This window comes from Acinetobacter sp. ANC_7682 (assembly GCF_056779795.1).
The window spans coordinates 40096-59120 of record NZ_JBWYIQ010000007.1 but is presented as its reverse complement, the minus strand read 5'-3'; the positions used below and the strand labels follow the sequence as shown (position 1 = coordinate 59120).

General features: G+C 40.8%; 13 protein-coding genes. 8 read left to right on the top strand and 5 right to left on the bottom strand.

All coding sequences use genetic code 11. The annotated features are described in order from the left end of the window. Positions 1 to 59 precede the first annotated feature (59 nt). The 8 genes from AC1M9D_RS04515 to AC1M9D_RS04480 all read left to right on the top strand — a co-directional run bounded on the left by AC1M9D_RS04515 (position 60) and on the right by AC1M9D_RS04480 (position 9482). Positions 60 to 1553 carry a UvrD-helicase domain-containing protein gene (locus tag AC1M9D_RS04515; RefSeq protein ID WP_481586744.1) on the top strand — a complete coding sequence of 498 codons (1494 nt, stop codon included), beginning with the start codon at positions 60 to 62 and terminating at the stop codon, positions 1551 to 1553. A 27-nt stretch (positions 1554 to 1580) separates the two neighbouring features. Beyond that, complete coding sequence (locus AC1M9D_RS04510) at positions 1581 to 2948, top strand: AAA family ATPase (RefSeq protein ID WP_481611589.1); 1368 nt, start codon at positions 1581 to 1583, stop codon at positions 2946 to 2948. Between the two features lie 314 nt (positions 2949 to 3262). Next, positions 3263 to 6100, top strand: coding sequence for a monovalent cation/H+ antiporter subunit A (locus tag AC1M9D_RS04505; protein ID WP_481611588.1), 2838 nt, complete (start codon positions 3263 to 3265; stop codon positions 6098 to 6100). A 3-nt stretch (positions 6101 to 6103) separates the two neighbouring features. After that, positions 6104 to 6469 (top strand): Na+/H+ antiporter subunit C, encoded by a 366-nt coding sequence (locus tag AC1M9D_RS04500; RefSeq protein ID WP_092767259.1) that lies wholly within the window; start codon positions 6104 to 6106, stop codon positions 6467 to 6469. After that, positions 6469 to 8280, top strand: a complete 1812-nt coding sequence (locus AC1M9D_RS04495) for a monovalent cation/H+ antiporter subunit D (RefSeq protein WP_481611587.1) — start codon at positions 6469 to 6471, stop codon at positions 8278 to 8280. Before AC1M9D_RS04500 ends, AC1M9D_RS04495 begins: the two co-directional genes overlap by 1 nt. Positions 8281 to 8283: 3 nt before the next feature. Continuing rightward, positions 8284 to 8808, top strand: a complete 525-nt coding sequence (locus AC1M9D_RS04490; RefSeq protein ID WP_416224323.1) for a Na+/H+ antiporter subunit E — start codon at positions 8284 to 8286, stop codon at positions 8806 to 8808. Next, positions 8805 to 9080, top strand: a complete 276-nt coding sequence (locus tag AC1M9D_RS04485) for a monovalent cation/H+ antiporter subunit F (protein WP_092767266.1) — start codon at positions 8805 to 8807, stop codon at positions 9078 to 9080. The genes AC1M9D_RS04490 and AC1M9D_RS04485 overlap by 4 nt, the downstream gene beginning before the upstream one ends. A 15-nt stretch (positions 9081 to 9095) precedes the next feature. Next, the gene (locus tag AC1M9D_RS04480) at positions 9096 to 9482 is read left to right on the top strand and encodes a Na+/H+ antiporter subunit G (RefSeq protein WP_092767413.1); all 387 of its coding nucleotides are present in this window, start codon (positions 9096 to 9098) and stop codon (positions 9480 to 9482) included. Between the two features lie 30 nt (positions 9483 to 9512). Here AC1M9D_RS04480 and AC1M9D_RS04475 read toward each other — a convergent pair whose 3' ends face one another. From AC1M9D_RS04475 to aroB, 5 genes are all read right to left on the bottom strand, one after another. After that, positions 9513 to 10403, bottom strand: a complete 891-nt coding sequence (locus AC1M9D_RS04475; protein WP_481611586.1) for a metal-dependent hydrolase — start codon at positions 10401 to 10403, stop codon at positions 9513 to 9515. A gap of 281 nt (positions 10404 to 10684) precedes the next feature. Beyond that, complete coding sequence (locus tag AC1M9D_RS04470; RefSeq protein ID WP_035263992.1) at positions 10685 to 12106, bottom strand: FAD-dependent oxidoreductase; 1422 nt, start codon at positions 12104 to 12106, stop codon at positions 10685 to 10687. Positions 12107 to 12178: 72 nt separating this feature from the next. Continuing rightward, positions 12179 to 16654: a glutamate synthase large subunit gene (gene gltB, locus AC1M9D_RS04465; RefSeq protein ID WP_481611585.1), complete on the bottom strand. Its 4476-nt coding sequence runs from the start codon at positions 16652 to 16654 to the stop codon at positions 12179 to 12181. A 413-nt stretch (positions 16655 to 17067) separates the two neighbouring features. Continuing rightward, on the bottom strand, positions 17068 to 17913 hold the full coding sequence (locus AC1M9D_RS04460) for a hypothetical protein (protein WP_481593250.1): 846 nt from the start codon (positions 17911 to 17913) through the stop codon (positions 17068 to 17070). A gap of 14 nt (positions 17914 to 17927) precedes the next feature. Beyond that, the gene (gene aroB, locus AC1M9D_RS04455; RefSeq protein ID WP_179998859.1) at positions 17928 to 19007 is read right to left on the bottom strand and encodes a 3-dehydroquinate synthase; all 1080 of its coding nucleotides are present in this window, start codon (positions 19005 to 19007) and stop codon (positions 17928 to 17930) included. Positions 19008 to 19025: the final 18 nt, after the last annotated feature.

The following is a 19025-nucleotide window of genomic DNA, read 5'->3' as shown; positions in this document are numbered from 1 at the left end:
TTTGTAAATTCTTGCTATACTCACTGATCATTTTAAAACCATTGAAGATTTATTAACCTGTGTCTGTCATTGTCAAACCTACCTTAGAACAAGAAATTGCGATTCAACAAGCGCAATCTGGTCAATCCTTCAAAGTGATTGCCTATGCAGGTACAGGTAAAACAACAACGCTTAAATTAGTCAGTGATGCGATGCAACAGCGTCGCGGTATGTATCTTGCCTTTAACAAAGCGATTGCCAGCGAGGCTCAACAAAAATTTCATCAGCGCGTGGATTGTCGTACATTCCACTCTTTAGCATTTCGAAGCGTTCCACGTGGAGTGACAGATAAACTTAGACTCCCACGCTTGAGCCCGAGCTTTATTGCCAAAGAATACCGTTTGCAACCCATCACATTACGCCGACTCATGGGGGGGCGTTACGAAAAATATGCGCTTATGCCTAGTCGTTTGGCGGGCTTAGTTGCAAATGCTGTTAGTTATTTCTGTTCAACAAGCTCGCAATATCCTGCACCCCGCCATATTCAAGCACCAAGTTGGCTACATGCTGACGATATTGCGGTATTGCAGCAACACCTTTATCCTGCAGTCGAACGTCGTTGGTTAGAATCAATCGACCCTAATCATCAGGCTGGCATTGGACATGATATCTATCTCAAATTATGGGCTTTATCAGATCCTTTTATACCCGCAGACTATGTATTGTTTGATGAAGCACAGGATGCTGACCCACTCATGCTAGGGATTTTACTCAAACAAAAAAGTACGCAAGTCATCTATGTCGGCGACGCACATCAACAAATTTATGCATGGCGTGGGGCAGTCAATGCAATGCAACAAATGCCTTTACCCGAATCGCGCCTAACCACTTCATTCCGTTTTGGTGATGATATTGCTGAAGTTGCTAATCACTTATTAGGCGCACTCAATGAGACTGTTCCATTGATTGGCAATCCCGAACTCCAATCAAAAGTCGTCAACAAGCCTCATACCAAAATGCGAGATGCGATTTTATGCCGTACTAACGCACGCGCGATGGAACTTTTACTCTCAGGATTAGTTCAAGGAGACAAAGTGAGCCTGCAAGCCGATCATGCGAAATTAAATCGCTTTGTTGACGCTGCAAGCTTACTTAAACAAGGTAAAAGAGTAACGGACGTTCCAGAGTTAGCTTGGTTCAACTCTTGGCATGATGTGCATGAATATTGTGAAACAAATGATGGTAGTGATATCAAGCCGTTGGTTAAATTGGTTGATGAACATGGTACAGACCCACTCAAACGAGCACTTGCCAAAATCACACCCATTGAACAAGCGGACTATGTAATCTCAACCGCTCATAAAGCCAAAGGTTTAGAGTGGAATCGCGTGCATTTAGAAGATGATTACCAATTTAAAATTAATGGACTAGAACATAAAATTAGCGATGAAGAATTACGTTTACTTTATGTTGCATGTACACGAGCAAAAAGCAGCTTAAATATTCATCATATTTATGATTTAATACAACAACTCAAACTTAAATCCACTATTAAAACGAAAGCAACAGCATAATCCCCTACGATAAGTTGCAGGCAAAATATGAAAGTTCAATCTATTCAGTTACGTCACTGTTATCATTTTTCAGATATAAAAATTAAATTTGATCCAACTCAACGACCAATATCTATTATTTTAGGTGATCAGGCCTCTGGTAAAACTGCGATTATTAAAAATATTTATCAAGCTTTAACGTGGTTTGCTGCACGCGCCAAAGATTTAAGAACCGCTGGTGTAGTCATGCTTGATTCGGATATTAAGCACAAACACATTCAAGCCAAAATAGATATTTGTGTTCAATATCCCACGGATATTGGATCTATTGAACAGGCTGCGACCGTGCAAAACAATGAAGAGGGTTTGTGCGAATGGCAACTCTATAAAACATTAACCAGTAAAGGTGTAGGCCATAGTAAAGCGCTAACGACTCAATTAGAATCACTCGTTCATCTTTATCAACAAGCGATCAAACAAGATCCTGCTCAAGGCATGCCTATGGTGGCCTATTATCCTTCTGATCGCTTTATCAACGAAGTTAATTTGCTAAGCAAAAATAATCCTGCTGTATTACAAACACATGCAGCCTACGAACTTGCATCACTCCCTTATACAACCTTTGCTCGGTTCTTCGAATGGTTTCGTGAAATTAGTGACATCGAAAATGCACGATTAGCACAAGTTTTTCAAAAAATTCAAACCAATCAAAAATTATCCTCTCATCATGACCAAGAGGATTTAGTTGCAAAATTATTGAATCTTGAAGCAGAGATGCAACTACCATCACTCAAAACACTCAAGAAAGCCATCCAGACATTATTCCCATCGATCAGTGACATTTATATTGAATACACGCCCAAGATCCAATTGATGCTGGTACAAAATGGTCAAGAAATTCCTTTTTCGCAATTATCTAATTCGTATCGTCAATGGTTGTGTTTAGTAGGTGATATTGTCAGACGACTTTGTCTCCTGAATCCTCATAGTATTGACCCATGCCTTGATGGTGAAGGCATTCTATTAATTGACAATATTGATGCTCAAGTAGATGAAGATTTTGTGCAAAACGTACTCAGCCGTTTGCATGAAGCATTCCCACAAATTCAAATTATCGCATCTGCATGCTCTGAATTGATTTTAAACAATGAAGTAGATGTACAACATTTTAAGTTAGAAAATCGAAAAATTGTTGAAGTAGAACAAAACCAAATCAGGGAACAATATGATGAACTATTTGCTCAACTCATGGCTAATGATTTACAAGATGATCAAATCACTGAAGTGAGTCGATCTACTGATACGCTTGATGGCTTGCGTTTGTTTGAATACTTCAAAAATTTATCAGTGTCAGAAAAACAGCGCTTTATTGAGTATCTCCAAGCTGGAGATTTATCAAGTATTTCATCACCCTAATTGATTGGAATTAGATGAATTAATCGGGTATGACTCACTCAATTTAAACAGAAATTTAAGCTTTTTTTCGCTATAATTCTGAATTGTGTAGCTAAAAAGTTTGATGTAATTTTATACATGTAATAAAATCTACTCATTCATTTTTTAATCAAAAAATGTCTATTTCTTTGCATTAGCTTTCCAAGTTGCGCAACACAACTTGTTTTTGTTTTTAAAATTCGTTCGGCTTTCAAAGTTTAAGTAGTTGGATGACTCTTTGCCATCCTCAAGCTTTTGAAAGATAAAACTCATCATAGGTTCCGGCCTACAACTCTATGGATACGAGTGTGCTACCGATTATTATATTGTTACCATTAATACTTGGCACTTTTCTTGTCCTCTGGCTGCAAAAAATCTCTCGCGGGGCTACAGCATTAGGGGCAATTGGAGTCAGCTTAACAAGTTTTATCTTGTTGCTGACTCAAGCCAAAGACGTCTTTCAAGGTCAAGTCATCTCTGAACATTGGTCATGGTTACCACAGTTTGGTATCGACTTAAGCTTTAGACTTGATGCATTAGGCTTGATCTTCTCCCTCCTTATTACAGGGATTGGGACACTCATTTATATTTATGCTTATTATTATTTAAATCATAAAAACTGTCTAAGTAAGCTATATTTCTTACTGATGCTGTTCATGGCCGCCATGCTCGGCATTTCACTTTCTAATAATTTACTTATTCTTCTTGTCTTTTGGGAAATGACCAGTATTTCTTCATTTCTTTTAGTGGGTTATTGGAGTAACTACGAAGCAGCACAGCGTGGCTCAAGAATGGCCTTAACCATCACGGGTATGGGTGGTTTAGCCATGCTCGGTGGTTTTATTCTATTAGGTCAAATCACTGGCACATATCAAATTGATCAAATCCTCAATATGACGGCGCAGATTCAATCGAGTCATTTATTTGTGCCAGCCTTGCTCCTTATTCTTTTAGGTGCATTCACCAAAAGTGCTCAATTCCCTTTCCATTTTTGGTTGCCAAATGCAATGGCTGCTCCAACACCCGTGTCAGCTTATTTGCATTCAGCGACAATGGTTAAAGCCGGAATTTTCTTACTGGCGCGCTTAATGCCGATCTTTGTTGGTTCTGCTCTGTATCATAACCTCGTCACATTCATTGGTTTATTTACCTTATGTATGGCCGCATTCTTTGCCATTTTTAAGGAAGATCTAAAAGGTTTGCTCGCCTACTCCACCATTAGTCATTTAGGCTTGATCGTTTGCTTACTGGGGATTGGTTCACCACTCGCTGTGGCTGCAGCTATTTTTCATATCATTAACCATGCGACCTTTAAAGCAGCATTATTCATGATCGCCGGCATTATCGACCATGAAACAGGTACCCGTGATTTAAGAAAACTCAGTGGGGTATGGCAGTTACTTCCATTTACAGCGACTTTAACCATGATCACAGCAGCCTCAATGGCTGGTGTACCACTGACCAATGGATTCTTATCTAAAGAAATGTTCTTTACTGAACTATTAGCGAATCTCTCAGGTGGTATAGGTGTCTTCGCAGCAATTATTGCAACACTCGCGGGTCTGTTTGCTGTCGCGTATTCTGTTCGTTTAGTTCATGGCGTATTTTTTGATGGTGATTTAGGCAAAGCGATTCCAAATAAAGATGCGCATGAACCACCAATTGGTATGCGTGCACCTGCAATTTTATTAGCTACATTATGTATTGCAGTTGGTCTATTACCAGCGCTCTTAGTAGGCGATATCGTCAATGCTGGTGCACGAGCAAGCACCAACCTTCCAGCTTTTGAAGGCGTACATCTAGCAATCTGGCATGGCTTTAACGTGCCTTTATTGATGAGTGCGATTGCATTGATTGGCGGTATTATTTTTTATTTTAGTCTTGCGAAGAACAGTAGAATTCGTGACATTGACCTTGATCCAATACTTGGCAAACTTCAAGGTAAAGTCCTGTTTGATCTCTTTCTCAAACATTTGCTCTTAAATTCGCGAAAATTAAAAAGAGCAACAGAAACAGGTTCTCTACAAAACTATTTATTGTGGATATTAATTTTTGCTGTTGCTTTAGTCTCCATGCCTCTCATTGGTCAAGGTATTTATGCAGGTACACGCGAACTGACGCATGCACCATTGGTTGCAATCGTGCTTTGGTTACTACTGTTTTCAGCGTGCTGGATGATGCTTTGGTTTCACCATGAACGCATTAAAGCCGTTCTTATCAGTGGAGCAATCGGTCTTGTCGTGACGATGGTCTTTGTTACGATGTCAGCACCAGACCTGGCACTCACACAAATCACAGTCGATGTTGTCACAACTGTTTTACTTCTGATGAGTCTGTCCCTCTTACCACAACTTACGCCTTATGAATCTTCACGCACTCGTCGTTGGAGAGATGCGGTTATTGCAATCATCGGAGGCCTAGGAATCGGTTGGATCACTTGGATGATTCTAACGCGTGATCACAATTCAATCTCATGGTTCTTTGTTCAACAATCTCTACCGCTCGGTGGTGGTTCAAATATTGTGAACGTAATTTTAGTCGATTTCCGTGGATTTGATACCTTTGGTGAAATCACAGTACTGGGTATTGCTGCGATTGGGACACTGTGTTTAATGGATGGAATGCGTGCTCATGGTACGACCATTACACAAGGCTTAACCTATCGCTTTAATCCATCACCGTTGATGTTCCGAATGACCGCATCTTGGGTCCTTCCGATTGCCTTAGTCGTCAGCTTATATATTTTCTTACGCGGACATAATCTTCCAGGGGGTGGCTTTATCGCAGGTCTCATTACATCAATGGCGCTTGTGATTCAGTACATTGCACTAGGTCAAGATCACACTGAACAACTCTTACGAGCAAAGTCTGGGCGTCTTTATGAAATTTGGATTGGTACTGGCTTAACTATTGCTGGTCTGACTGGGGTCGCTGCGTGGTTCTGGGGTCGACCATTCCTGACCAGTGCTCATATTTATGTAGAGCCGATCATTCTCGGAAAAATGCATTTGCCATCTGCTGCAGCATTTGATGTTGGTGTCTATGTCACAGTCGTTGGTGCAACAATGCTCATGATTTCCGTTTTAGGCGACTCACGCAACTCAAGCATCACCGGCCCTGTACCGAAGGAGTAAAGAATGATTAGTTTAGAATTTTTACTCGCCTCCGCTATTGGATTATTGGTTGCCACTGGTATTTATCTGATTTTACGTGCCCGCACTTTCCCTGTAGTACTAGGCTTGGCCATGATAGGGTATGCAGTCAATTTATTTCTCTTCGCAATGGGGCGGATTCAATTAAATTCACCTGCGATTTTAACCAATGCCACTCAAGTTACAGATCCATTACCTCAAGCACTTGTATTAACGGCAATTGTAATCGGTTTTGCCACAACTGCTTTTATCGTGCAACTAGCATTGAGAAGTCGCTATGAATCGGGTACTGATCATGTTGACTCTAAAGAAGAAATAATCAATACAGACCCAAGAGAGGATGAGCCTTAATGATGAATTTTTATGATTTATGGCTCACCCACTCGCCAATTTTAAGTATTTTAATTCCGACATTTACTGCATTTATTTTAGTGCTATTGGGTAATCCAGGTTCAGGATCTTTAGCGCATGACTGGCGTCAACCTTGGCGTCGTGGAATCAGTTTAACATCGGTTTTTCTTGGTTTAGCGACTGCAATCATTTACTTAATTCAGGCAAACTCTGGTCAGATCTATGTGTATAGTTTAAGCGAGTGGTCAGCTCCTTTTGGCATTGTACTTGTACTAGATCGTTTGGCAGCCTTTATGCTCGTGCTCACCTATGCTCTTGCGACACCAATTATTTGGTTTGCAAGTAAAGAATGGGATGAACGTGGACGCTATTTCCATGCAATGAGCCATTTTTTACTCATGGGATTATGTGGTGCATTTCTAACAGGCGACTTATTTAACTTGTTTGTTTTCTTTGAAGTGCTGTTGATGGCTTCATATGTATTGCTTCTACATGGTCAAGGCAAAGCACGTTTCCAACTTGGTATTCACTATGTAACGATCAACCTATTAGCGTCTGCATTCTTTTTGATTGGCTTAGGGATGATTTATGGTAATACTGGTAGCCTGAATATGGCTGATGTGGGTCGAATTGTACGTACACTTGAAGGTGATCAGTACAATATGGCAGTTGCAGGCGGATTAATGCTGTTTGTAGTCTTTGGTATCAAGGCTGCAATCCTCCCTGTCGGACTATGGCTACCTAAAACTTATGCCGTCGCCACGACCCCTGTAGCCGCATTATTCACCATCATGACCAAAGTGGGTATCTATGCCATTTTACGTGTGAATGGAACCGTATTCACCGATGAGCTTTCGCGAGAAATTCTCAGCACTTGGCTGCTTCCAATTGGTTTAATTACGACTATTTATGGTGTAATTGGTGCGATTGGTGCAGAGCGAATGCGTCGTTTTGTTGGTTTCATGATCCTATCGTCTATAGGAACGATTGCAATCGCCCTTTCTCTGATGACTGCAGATGCTTGGGCTGCAGCGCTATATTACCTCGTGCATAGTACGATTATTGCCGCTGCATTCTACTTGCTATGCGGTTGGATTACTTCGCAGCGTGGTGCATTCAAAGATCATCTAAAAATCGCACCAATCATGAAACAGCAGACGCTAGTTTCGATTTGCTTTTTCATTATTGCACTCATGATGGCAGGACTTCCACCCTTCAGTGGATTCTTTGGAAAAGTATTTATCCTTCAAGCGGCCTCTGTATCTAGCTATCAATTGCTCATTATTATTGTCATTCTGATTGTGAGCTTGCTTAGTATCATAGCTTTCACTCGTTTAGGATTCGTTATTTTATGGCGTTCAACTGTACCAGAAAATGACCCTAATCAAGAGTCTTATCATGAATATCAAAAGTTACCAAGCAAGGCACCTCCACGTAATGACACCACAATTTTTGTCTTTATTATAAGTTTAATCGCTTATGTGATATTTGCTCATCCAGTCACACTGTATATTCAACAAACTGCAAATCAGTTAAATGATTCAGAACAATATATTACTGCTGTTTTAAAAATGGATGAACGTGGTGAAGTAATTAGTGTACAACCATTTGATCCCAATTATCTTCCAGAAACAAAATACGGCGGAGAGTTTGCAGACCCAAATGCACATTATATTCCACATGTTATAAGTGAAAAATCACTTGAGGGCGAACACATCTCAGAGTTCAAGCGCCGTCAAATCAAAGAACAAGAATTGAACCAGCGACAACCTGAAGAAGCCCAATCTAAGCTTCAACCGATGGAGCAGTAAATGATACAAAAGAGCTCTCTATTTGATCGAATCATGCCACATCCTTTTGTTTCAGTTATCGTGGCTATCAGTTGGCTGATGTTGGCTAACAGCGCAGCGTTGTTTGATATATTGGTTGCTATTCTTATTGGTTTAGTCATTCCTAAGCTAGTACAACCTTTTATCGTTCGTACACCCAATATTCATTGGGATTTAGCAGTTAAACTGGTTTTTGTTGTGTTATGGGACATTATCATCAGTAATATTCGTGTTGCTAAACAAGTCCTAGGACCTACTGATCGTCTACACCCTAAGTGGTATCGGGTACCTCTAGATACGGATCATGACCAAGTAAACAGTTTACTGGCAATGATCATTACGACTACTCCTGGTACAGTCAGTGCTGGAATCGACCAAGAACGTGGAGATATTCTTGTTCACTCGATTAATACAGACAATCCAGAGGCTGATATTTTAGAAATCAAACAGCGCTACGAAGCGCCTCTCATCGCAATTTTCCATGTAAAACAGCAAGGAGATTCTCAATGATCATTCTTCCTTATGTATTGGGAATTAGCTTAATTGGAATTACGATTTCAATGTTGCTCTGTCTAATCCGTCTTGTAATCGGTCCTTCAATGGTTGATCGACTACTTGCATTAGATACTTTATTTCTGAATGCTACGTGTTTAGTTGTGGTTCTAGGAATTTATTGGGCTAGCACCTCTTTATTTGAAGGTGCACTATTGGTAGCCATGCTCGGTTTCGTATCGACAGCAGCATTAGCTCGCTATTTTACGACAGGCCATGTGGTGGACTAGGAGAAAACTATGAATATTCAGCTGATTATGGAAATCTTAGTTTCCTTCTTCCTGATCAATGGTGCCTTTTTTACACTTGTAGGTGGAATTGGAATGGTGAAATTGCCTGACCTTTTCATGCGTCTGCATGCCCCTACAAAGTCGAGCACATTAGGCTTAGGTAGTTTTTTAATAGCAGCTATGATTTATTCAGCCTTTCATAGTCGCTTAGGGTTTGCTGAACTACTGATTACATTACTTGCCTTTATTACGGCGCCTGTATCGGCAAATTTAATTGCACAAGCTGCATTACATTTACGTTTACGCTCTACATCAGGTGATGTTCCTGAAGCACTCGACCGCCCCCTCCCTTGGCAGCGCCAAAGAAGAATGCGTCAGTTTAATCAAGATTCATCTAAGTAATAAAAAACCTAGCTTTCGCTAGGTTTTTTATTAGCTATACAGTACAGGTTGGGAATGCTCTTGGAAGCCTTCCACTTGATATTCTTCAGCTAATTTGGCCTTCCAATGATTCACGATATCCGTATAGTCAATTTCAGAAGGATGAAAATCCTCTTTGTAATATGATAGATATTCTGGAATTAGTTCGATCATCATTTTAGAAATTAAGTAAATACCATATAAGTTTCCACTGACCTTCGGTAAGCTTTTTCGACGATCTTGCCAAAATAATCGAGTTGCTGAATAAAATGTAAGACTCGCAAAACCTGTGGTTACGCTACGCATAATATTGCGGCGCACTTTGGTATCTTTATATACCGCTTGGTAGACATCAAATGCAACTGCTCGATGCTCGATTTCCTCAATTGCATGCCACACCCAAAGCTTAGTTGCATCTTCATCTAAGGTCGACAGCACTTCAGGATGACGAAGAATATAACCACCCAATAACGCTGTAAAATGCTCAAAAGCACAGGTAATTGCTAACTGCAATTTTGGATGGGTAGTACGAATAAATTCATCGCGTCGCGCTAACCATGCTTGAAAGTTATCAAGTTGATAATCATCACGGCGCCAAGCGTCATTAAATTCCGCATGTGCTTTTGAATGCATCGCCTCTTGACCAATAAAGGCTGCAATCTGCGCTTGTAATTTTTCATCTTTCACTTTATCTCGTACATTACGAACACTATGAACAAAAAATTGTTCACCAATTGGAAAGGTAGAAGAAAGTGCTGTCAACAAATGTGACATGACTGGAGAATTCGCGAAAAAATGGCGTCGAATGGCTTTAGGATTATAATTTAAACGTCGTACGGTAATCCCAATCGCTTTTGGACGATTTAAATAAGATTTATCTTTGGCGATTTGTGTAGTTGTCATTTTAGAGCCTATATGGATATAGCATTTCTTATTCATACTGTCAGAATAAATCAGATTTAATATTGCAAAAATAACCACACAGACAAATAAATTATATTTTTTGCCAATAAAGTCGCAAATTAAATTACAACTCCATTCTCTTTTTTAATTTAATTACATGATTCTTAAGATAGTTCTTGAATTGGATACTTTTGAATATTCAACAAGAGATTGTCAAACAAGTCATGCATATAAATGAAAAATCCTACCGAAGTAGGATTTTTTGTAAGGCATGTTTTCGTTTAAACATCAAGATAATCTAAAATACCTTCAGCAGCCTGACGTCCTTCCCAAATCGCAGTTACGACCAAGTCAGAACCACGCACCATATCTCCACCGGCAAAGATTTTCGGATTAGAAGTTTGGAACTTGTATTGTTGATGCTCAGGAGCAACGACACGACCTGAACCATCTAAATTAATACTTACATCATTAAACCATTCTGCAGGGCTTGTACGGAAACCAAAGGCCAACAGCACTGCATCAGCAGGTAAGATTTCCTCTGAACCTGGGATCGGTTCAGGACTGCGACGACCACGACTATCAGGCTCACTGAGTTGAGTCGTCACAAATTTAACACCTGTGACCTTTCCATTCTCACCCACGATTTCGATCGGCTGACGATTGAACTGAAATTCAACACCTTCTTCTCGCGCATTTTTAACTTCACGGCGTGAACCTGGCATGTTTTCTTCATCGCGGCGGTATGCACAAGTGACAGATGTTGCACCTTGGCGGATTGAAGTACGGTTACAATCCATAGCAGTATCACCGCCACCAAGTACAATAACTTTCTTACCTTCCACACTGATAAATTCTGAAGGATCTTTTTCCCAACCTTGGCAACGATTCACATTGGCAATTAAGAAATCAAGGGCATCATAAACACCTTCCAAATCTTCACCTGCGAAACCACCTTTCATGTATGTGTATGTTCCCATACCCATGAAGACAGCGTCATAATCAGCAAGCAATTGATCAATGGTGATGTCTGTGCCAATTTCTGTATTTAAACGGAATTCAATCCCCATGCCTGTAAAGATTTCACGACGACGTTTCATCACGTCCTTTTCCATCTTAAACTCAGGGATACCAAAGGTCAGCAAACCACCTATTTCTGGGCGCTTATCAAATACGACAGGTTTAACACCATTGCGCACCAAAATGTCCGCACAACCTAGACCTGCAGGGCCTGCACCAATAATCGCGACTTTTTTATCTGTCCATTTGACATGAGACATGTCAGGACGCCAGCCCAATGCAAATGCCGTATCATTAATATACTTTTCAGCATTTCCAATGGTCACCGCACCAAACCCATCATTTAGTGTACATGCACCTTCACACAAACGGTCTTGAGGACAAACTCGACCACACACCTCCGGTAGTGTATTGGTTTGGTGGCAAAGCTCTGCTGCTTGAAAAATACGACCTTCAGCAATCAGTTTTAACCAGTTTGGAATATAGTTATGTACTGGACATTTCCATTCACAGTAAGGGTTACCACAACCTAAACAGCGATGTGTTTGGTTTTTCGCAACTTCGGCTGTAAAAGGTTTATAAATTTCCACAAACTCAGCTTTGCGGACGTTGAGATCTTTTTTCTCTGGATCTTGGCGTGCGACATCCAGGAATTGAAAGTCATTATTAAGGCGTTCTGCCATGTCTCTCTCCGTGGGTAGATGCAGTCTGTTGTTAGTTCAGCTGCATCTGCCTATATATCTGCAGTAGTGGAATTATTGAGGATCAGCTTGAGTTGTTTTTAATAAAGTCTGCAAGTTTGCAGCTTTCGGTTTCACCAACCAGAATTTACGGCTGTAGAAATCAAACTCATTACGGATCTTATACGCCCAAGCACTACCAGTTTCCTTAATATGCTCATCTAAAATGCGGCTTAAGAACTCTTTATGTTCTTCCATTGATTCGGTCGAAATACGATTAAGCTCGATCAACTCGTGGTTATAATGATCAACAAAGTCATTATCTAAATCAAGTACATAAGCAAAACCACCTGTCATACCTGCACCGAAGTTATGACCAACTTTACCCAGTACCGTCACAATACCACCTGTCATGTATTCACAGCAGTGATCGCCTGCACCCTCAATCACCGCGAACGCACCTGAGTTACGAACAGCAAAACGTTCACCAGCTGTACCTGCAGCAAATAATTTACCGCCTGTTGCACCATATAAACATGTGTTACCAATGATCGCTGTTTCTTGTGTTTGGAATGGAGAACCCTTCGGTGGGAAAATTGAGATACGACCACCCGCCATACCTTTACCCACATAGTCATTCGCATCACCCTCAAGCTTGATATGCAGACCACCCGCATTCCATACACCAAGTGATTGTCCAGCAGTACCTGTCAAATTCACTTTAACAGGGTGTGCTTCCATACTTAAGTTACCATAGCGACGAGCGATCTCACCTGAAACACGTGCCCCAATAGAACGGTCACAGTTACCAATGCTAAAACTGTATTCACCACCTGTACCAGCTTCAATCGCAGGCAATATTTCTGCGATCATAGACTCAGCCAAAACACCTTTATCAAATGGTGCATTTCCTTCGACTTCGCAATATTGAGCTTTGCCTTCAGCAGCTGGATGTGATTCAAGTAAAGCTCTTAAATCTAGGTGAGCATGCTTATCTGTTTCACCAGGTAGCATTTCTAGTAAATCGGTACGACCAATCAAGTCTTTCAAACTTGATACACCTAATGCAGCCAACCACTCACGTGTTTCTTCAGCAATAAAGGTGAAGAAGTTAATGAGCATTTGTGGTTCGCCGATATAGTGCTCTTGACGCAAATGATCTTGCTGAGTCGCTACACCAGTCGCACAGTTATTTAAGTGGCAGATACGGAGGTATTTACAACCCAACGCAATCATTGGTGTAGAACCAAAACCGAAGCTTTCCGCACCTAAAATAGCTGCTTTCACGACATCTAGACCCGTTTTTAAACCACCATCCGTTTGAACGCGAACTTTACCACGCAAATCATTTACACGAAGGGCTTGATGCGCTTCAGAAAGACCAAGCTCCCATGGCGAACCCGCATGATGAATCGAAGACAATGGCGATGCTGCTGTACCACCGTCATAACCAGAGATGGTAATAAAGTCAGCATAGGCTTTTGCAACACCCGCAGCAATCGTACCCACACCTGGCTCAGATACCAGTTTTACAGAGACCATCGCTTGAGGGTTCACTTGTTTTAAATCAAAAATTAACTGCGATAAATCTTCGATTGAATAAATATCGTGGTGCGGTGGTGGAGAAATTAATGTCACACCCGGTACAGAGTAGCGTAAACGTGCAATTAAGCCATTCACTTTACCACCTGGCAACTGACCACCTTCACCCGGTTTTGCACCTTGTGCCACTTTAATTTGCAGTACTTCTGCAGAAGTTAAGTAAGCAGGCGTTACACCAAAACGACCCGATGCGATTTGTTTGATTTTTGAGTTCCGGATTGTGCCGTAACGCGCTGGATCTTCACCACCCTCACCTGAGTTCGAACGACCACCAATTGTATTCATTGCAATGGCAATCGCTTCATGTGCTTCTGGTGATAATGCCCCTAAAGACATCCCTGCAGAGTCAAAACGCGGAAGAATCGCTTCTACAGATTCAACTTGATCCAGTGGAATTGAATTTTCTGTTTTGAGTTTAAATAAATCACGAATGGTTGCCACTGGACGATTATTTACAAGCTCAGCATATTCTTTAAAATCTTCATATTTCCCAGAACGTACAGATTTATGTAGAGCATTAATTACATCAGGATTAAAAGCGTGATATTCCTTATCAAATACAAATTTCAGCAAACCACCTTGCTCAATTGGCTTACGTGATTTCCAAGCGGTTTCTGCTAATTTTTTCAAATCATTTTCAAGATCAACAAAAGTCGCACCTTTAATACGGCTTGGAACACCTGTGAAGCATTTATTAACAACTTCTTCAGATAAACCAACAGCCTCAAACAACTGCCCACCGCGATATGAAGCAACGGTGGAAATACCCATTTTTGAAAGGACTTTCAACAATCCTTTTTCTATCCCTTTACGGAAATTCGCTTGCGCATGAATCGGATCACCTAACAACTCACCTTTCGCAATTAAATCATTAATGACGTCATATGCAAGATATGGGTAAATTGCTGTTGCGCCAAAGCCAAGCATTACGGCAAACTGGTGTGGATCACGCGCTAAAGCTGTTTCAACAATAATGTTTGCATCTGTACGTAAACCTGCATGGATGAGGTAATGGTGGATAGCACCCGTTACCATCGCTGCATTGGCTGGTAAGAACCCTTCACGAATTTTCTTATCAGAAATCACCAATAGGGTTTTGCCATCACGAATTGCTTGTGCTGCTTCTTCACAAATACGTGTAATCGCGGCTTCTAGACCTTCAGTCTCTGCATAGTTTAGATCAATATCTGCAATCTCATAGCCCTTACGACCTAAAGTGCGAATTTGATGCATTTTAGAGTTTGACAGTACAGGACTTGAAATAATTAATCGATCCGCATGCTCTGGACCTTGTTCAAATACATTTTGTTCACGACCCAAACATGTTTCTAAAGACATTACGATCGATTCACGTAATGGATCGATTGGTGGATTGGTTACCTGAGCAAACTGTTGACGGAAGTAATCTGTTACATGGCGTACTTGACGAGACAATACAGCCATCGGCGTATCATCACCCATCGAACCTACTGCTTCTTGACCACTTTCAGCGATTGGACGTAATAACTGATCTCGCTCTTCAAATGTCACCATAAACATTTTTTGCGCTGCTTTTAAAGCATCGCCTTTTAAGCCTTGATCACATAGATATTCTTCTAGCTCTGGGCTGCCTTGGATACGCACTGAATTTTCACGCAACCATTGACGATAAGGACGCATTTTTTTCAGATGATTACTGACGTCTTTAGTATCCAGCAATTTACCAGTGAAAGTGTCAATGACTAAGATCTGACCTGGTCCAACACGACCTTTAGATACTACGTCTTCTGGTTCATAACCCCAGACACCAATTTCTGATGCAAGTGTGATGTAACCATTCTTAGTAATTACCCAACGTGCAGGACGTAAGCCATTACGGTCAAGCATACAAATCGCATGACGACCATCTTGAATCACAAGACCTGCTGGCCCGTCCCATGCTTCCATATGTTTAGAGTTAAACTCATAGAATGCACGTAAATCAGCATCTAAAGTTTCAACGTTTTGCCATGCTGGTGGAACGAGCATACGTAGTGCACGGAATAAATCCATACCTCCACCAACCAAAATCTCGAGCATGTTGTCTAAACTTGAAGAGTCAGAGCCAGTACGGTTTACGATTGGGTTGAGCTCAGTTAAACCAGGTAAGAGCGGGTTTTCAAACTTTGGTGTACGTGCCATCGCCCAGTTACGGTTTGCTGTAATGGTATTAATTTCACCATTGTGCGCTAAGTAACGGAAAGGTTGTGCCAATGGCCAACGTGGCAATGTATTGGTTGAGAAACGCTGATGGAACACCACAATGTGAGATTCCAAACGTGGATCAGCCAAATCTGTATAAAAATCTGCAATCGCTTCAGGCATCATTAAGCCTTTATAAGAGATCACAGTTGAACAAAGTGTTGTAACGTAGAATGAACTATCTTGACTTAATTTTTGTTCAGCACGACGTCGAGCCAAGAATAACTTACGGTTAAACTCAACTTCTTCAACACCCATTGGACAGTTAACAATTACTTGTTCAAATGCTGGCAAAGACTGCATCGCAATTGAGCCTAATGCTTCATTATTGGTTGGCACTAAGCGCCATGCAATTACACGCAAACCTTCTGATTCAATTTCTTTAGTCAGCACTTGTTTTGCATGTGCAGCAATTGCAGGATCTAGGCTAAGAAAAACTGTACCTACTGCAAAAATTTCACTGAGTGTAATATCACTTAAACGTTTTGCTTCTTCACGGAAGAATTGCTTAGGCATAGCCAACAGTAGACCACATCCATCACCCGTCTTACCATCTGCAGCAATACCACCGCGGTGCGTCATACAACTTAAACTATGAATCGCGGTCTTGACCAAGTCATGACTCGCATCACCTTGCATATGGGCGATTAATCCGAAACCACAGTTATCTTTAAACTCATCCGGTTGGTATAGACCTTTAGCGGGAGCTACAGTATTAGGCGATGGCATGTGCATAGCGTACCCTTCTTCAACATGGCCCTCATTGGGCAAAACTTATCTATTCTTCAAATACGATTTCTTTATAAAACAAAGACATGATTCTGTATGTCTTTCGTTATTGAACGTCTTTTCTGATTTAATTTCACAAATGTACGAGACGATTTGCACCCATTTAAAGCAGATCAATTTGACTAAATCGCACACTAAATTAAGGTCTTCGCTCCAAAATAGGGACAATTTACTTAATCAGTGCACCAATAAAGCAAAATCTATGCCAATATTTATTTATTCCGTGCAAGCGTTTTATTTCAATTATTTTGTCATTATTAACCGAAAAGGCACCAAATTAGAACCACTTTATCGCACCAATGATGTGCAAATTTATTATGCTTTCGTTTAATTTTGCGCCATTTTATACCATTTTAATTAAATGGATCACTAATTTGAGCCTCTTGATTCCGTTTATCCGTATTATTCTTTGAATTATCGCTCGAAATAGGGTCAACATTCGATTGCGAACGTCTCACATCAACCACATTTCCTGACTGATCTTTTCTTGTAATAGTCACATTAGTTGTTGCCTTAGCAGGATCAACCACAGGGGTTGGCTTAGGACGAACCAGCAAGGACTCATCAATCAATGGCACAGCCGCAGGTCGTAATTTAACTTCGTATAATTTTGCAGTTGTCAGTTCTTCAGATCCCATGTCATTGACTTGACCCACAAACTGATTAAAGCCAGCAACTTTAGGCGCCACAGAAGGTGGTAACTTTAAATCCAATCCATTTAAAGTTGTCTTAGCAGCACCTTCCCCCATAAACAGCCCATAACCCAAAATGTACTGTTCGACTTGGTCTTCACCACTCAAACGAAAATAAATGTATGATTTACGATCAGTTTGCTTATTAAGAAAACTTTTAATTACATCTTCATTGGTAACGCGAAATAGTTCGATAAAATAATTATTTTTATTGTCTTGAATAAACTTTGTGCCTCTAAATTCAGGCAAATGGTTTCCTGAAGCAACTTTACGCGCAGTTAATTCTAAAGGTCGCACTTGATCAGTCAGCCCACCCAAATAATTTGTTGCTGCCACCTTTTCTGGTTGAATCTGAACTTGAGTTTCTTCAAGTTGCTTAGACTGAGCAACCAACTCTTTGCTATCTGTCAAAATCCAGAATACAAAAGATGCGACTAAAAACAGTATGCCACCGATCAACCAAATATATTGTTGCGCTGTGCGTGGGGATGAGTGGCGTACCGTCATGAGAAAACCTAAGATTATGCTTGATTACGTAAAATCGCTTGTTTCATTAATTCCACATCAAACTCTTTGGTAATTACTGCTTGCCCTAGCGACTTCAAGAGCACTAAACGTAATTGACCGTTCAGGACTTTTTTGTCATGAGACATATATGCCAAAAATTCATCAAGTGGAATTTGAGGACATTTTATCGGTAATTTCGCACGTTGAATGATAATTTTTGTACGTTCAAGGTCAGCTTCTGTGATCCACCCCATTAAATAAGATAAATCTGCCGCCATCACCATTCCCGTCGCCACAGCCTCACCATGTAACCACTCACCATATCCCAGATAAGATTCAATCGCATGTCCAAAGGTATGACCTAAATTCAGTAATGCACGCTCACCCTGTTCTTTCTCGTCATTGGCTACAATTCGCGCTTTGTGTGCACAAGAGCGGTACACTGCTTCAGCAAGTAATTCTGGATGTTGTGCAACGAGACCATCCATGTTTTCCTCAAGCCATGCAAGAAAATCAACATCTCCTAATAGGGCATACTTAATGACTTCAGCCAAACCTGCTGACAACTCACGCTCAGGCAATGTTTTAAGTTGCGCCATATCCGCAAGTACGACCTGTGGCTGCTGGAATGCGCCAATCATGTTTTTGCCTAATGGGTGGTTGATTCCAGTTTTACCACCAACGCTCGAATCGACTTGCGATAGCAGCGTGGTCGGGACTTGAATAAAATACACTCCGCGTTGGAAACAAGCTGATGCAAATCCAGCCATGTCACCAATCACCCCTCCACCCAAAGCAAGCACTGTACAATCGCGGTTAAATCCTGCCTCAAGCAAGGCATCAAAAATTAAATTCAAATGTTCAATATTTTTATAACATTCACCATCAGGTAGAACACATGTCCCAACTTTTTTACCTAAACCTTCCACAGCTGATACATAGTGATCTAAATACAGCGGTTTAACCGTTTCATTGGTGACAATCATGACCTGTTGCCCATGAATATAGGGTTCAAGTAATTGTTGCGGATCTAAATCACTACCAATGAAAATAGGATAACGGCGTTCACCGAGTTCAACGAATAAGGTTTGCATGATGTTATAAGCCAATAA

Bases quoted from the DNA above. Each gene is read 5' to 3' on its own strand.
- AC1M9D_RS04485 (WP_092767266.1), top strand. From the start codon at position 8,805: ATGATCATTCTTCCTTATGTATTGGGAATTAGCTTAATTGGAATTACG.
- AC1M9D_RS04510 (WP_481611589.1), top strand. From the start codon at position 1,581: ATGAAAGTTCAATCTATTCAGTTACGTCACTGTTATCATTTTTCAGAT.
- AC1M9D_RS04500 (WP_092767259.1), top strand. From the start codon at position 6,104: ATGATTAGTTTAGAATTTTTACTCGCCTCCGCTATTGGATTATTGGTT.
- aroB (WP_179998859.1), bottom strand. From the start codon at position 19,007: ATGCAAACCTTATTCGTTGAACTCGGTGAACGCCGTTATCCTATTTTC.
- gltB (WP_481611585.1), bottom strand. From the start codon at position 16,654: ATGCCATCGCCTAATACTGTAGCTCCCGCTAAAGGTCTATACCAACCG.
- AC1M9D_RS04495 (WP_481611587.1), top strand. From the start codon at position 6,469: ATGATGAATTTTTATGATTTATGGCTCACCCACTCGCCAATTTTAAGT.
- AC1M9D_RS04505 (WP_481611588.1), top strand. From the start codon at position 3,263: ATGGATACGAGTGTGCTACCGATTATTATATTGTTACCATTAATACTT.
- AC1M9D_RS04470 (WP_035263992.1), bottom strand. From the start codon at position 12,106: ATGGCAGAACGCCTTAATAATGACTTTCAATTCCTGGATGTCGCACGC.
- AC1M9D_RS04460 (WP_481593250.1), bottom strand. From the start codon at position 17,913: ATGACGGTACGCCACTCATCCCCACGCACAGCGCAACAATATATTTGG.
- AC1M9D_RS04475 (WP_481611586.1), bottom strand. From the start codon at position 10,403: ATGACAACTACACAAATCGCCAAAGATAAATCTTATTTAAATCGTCCA.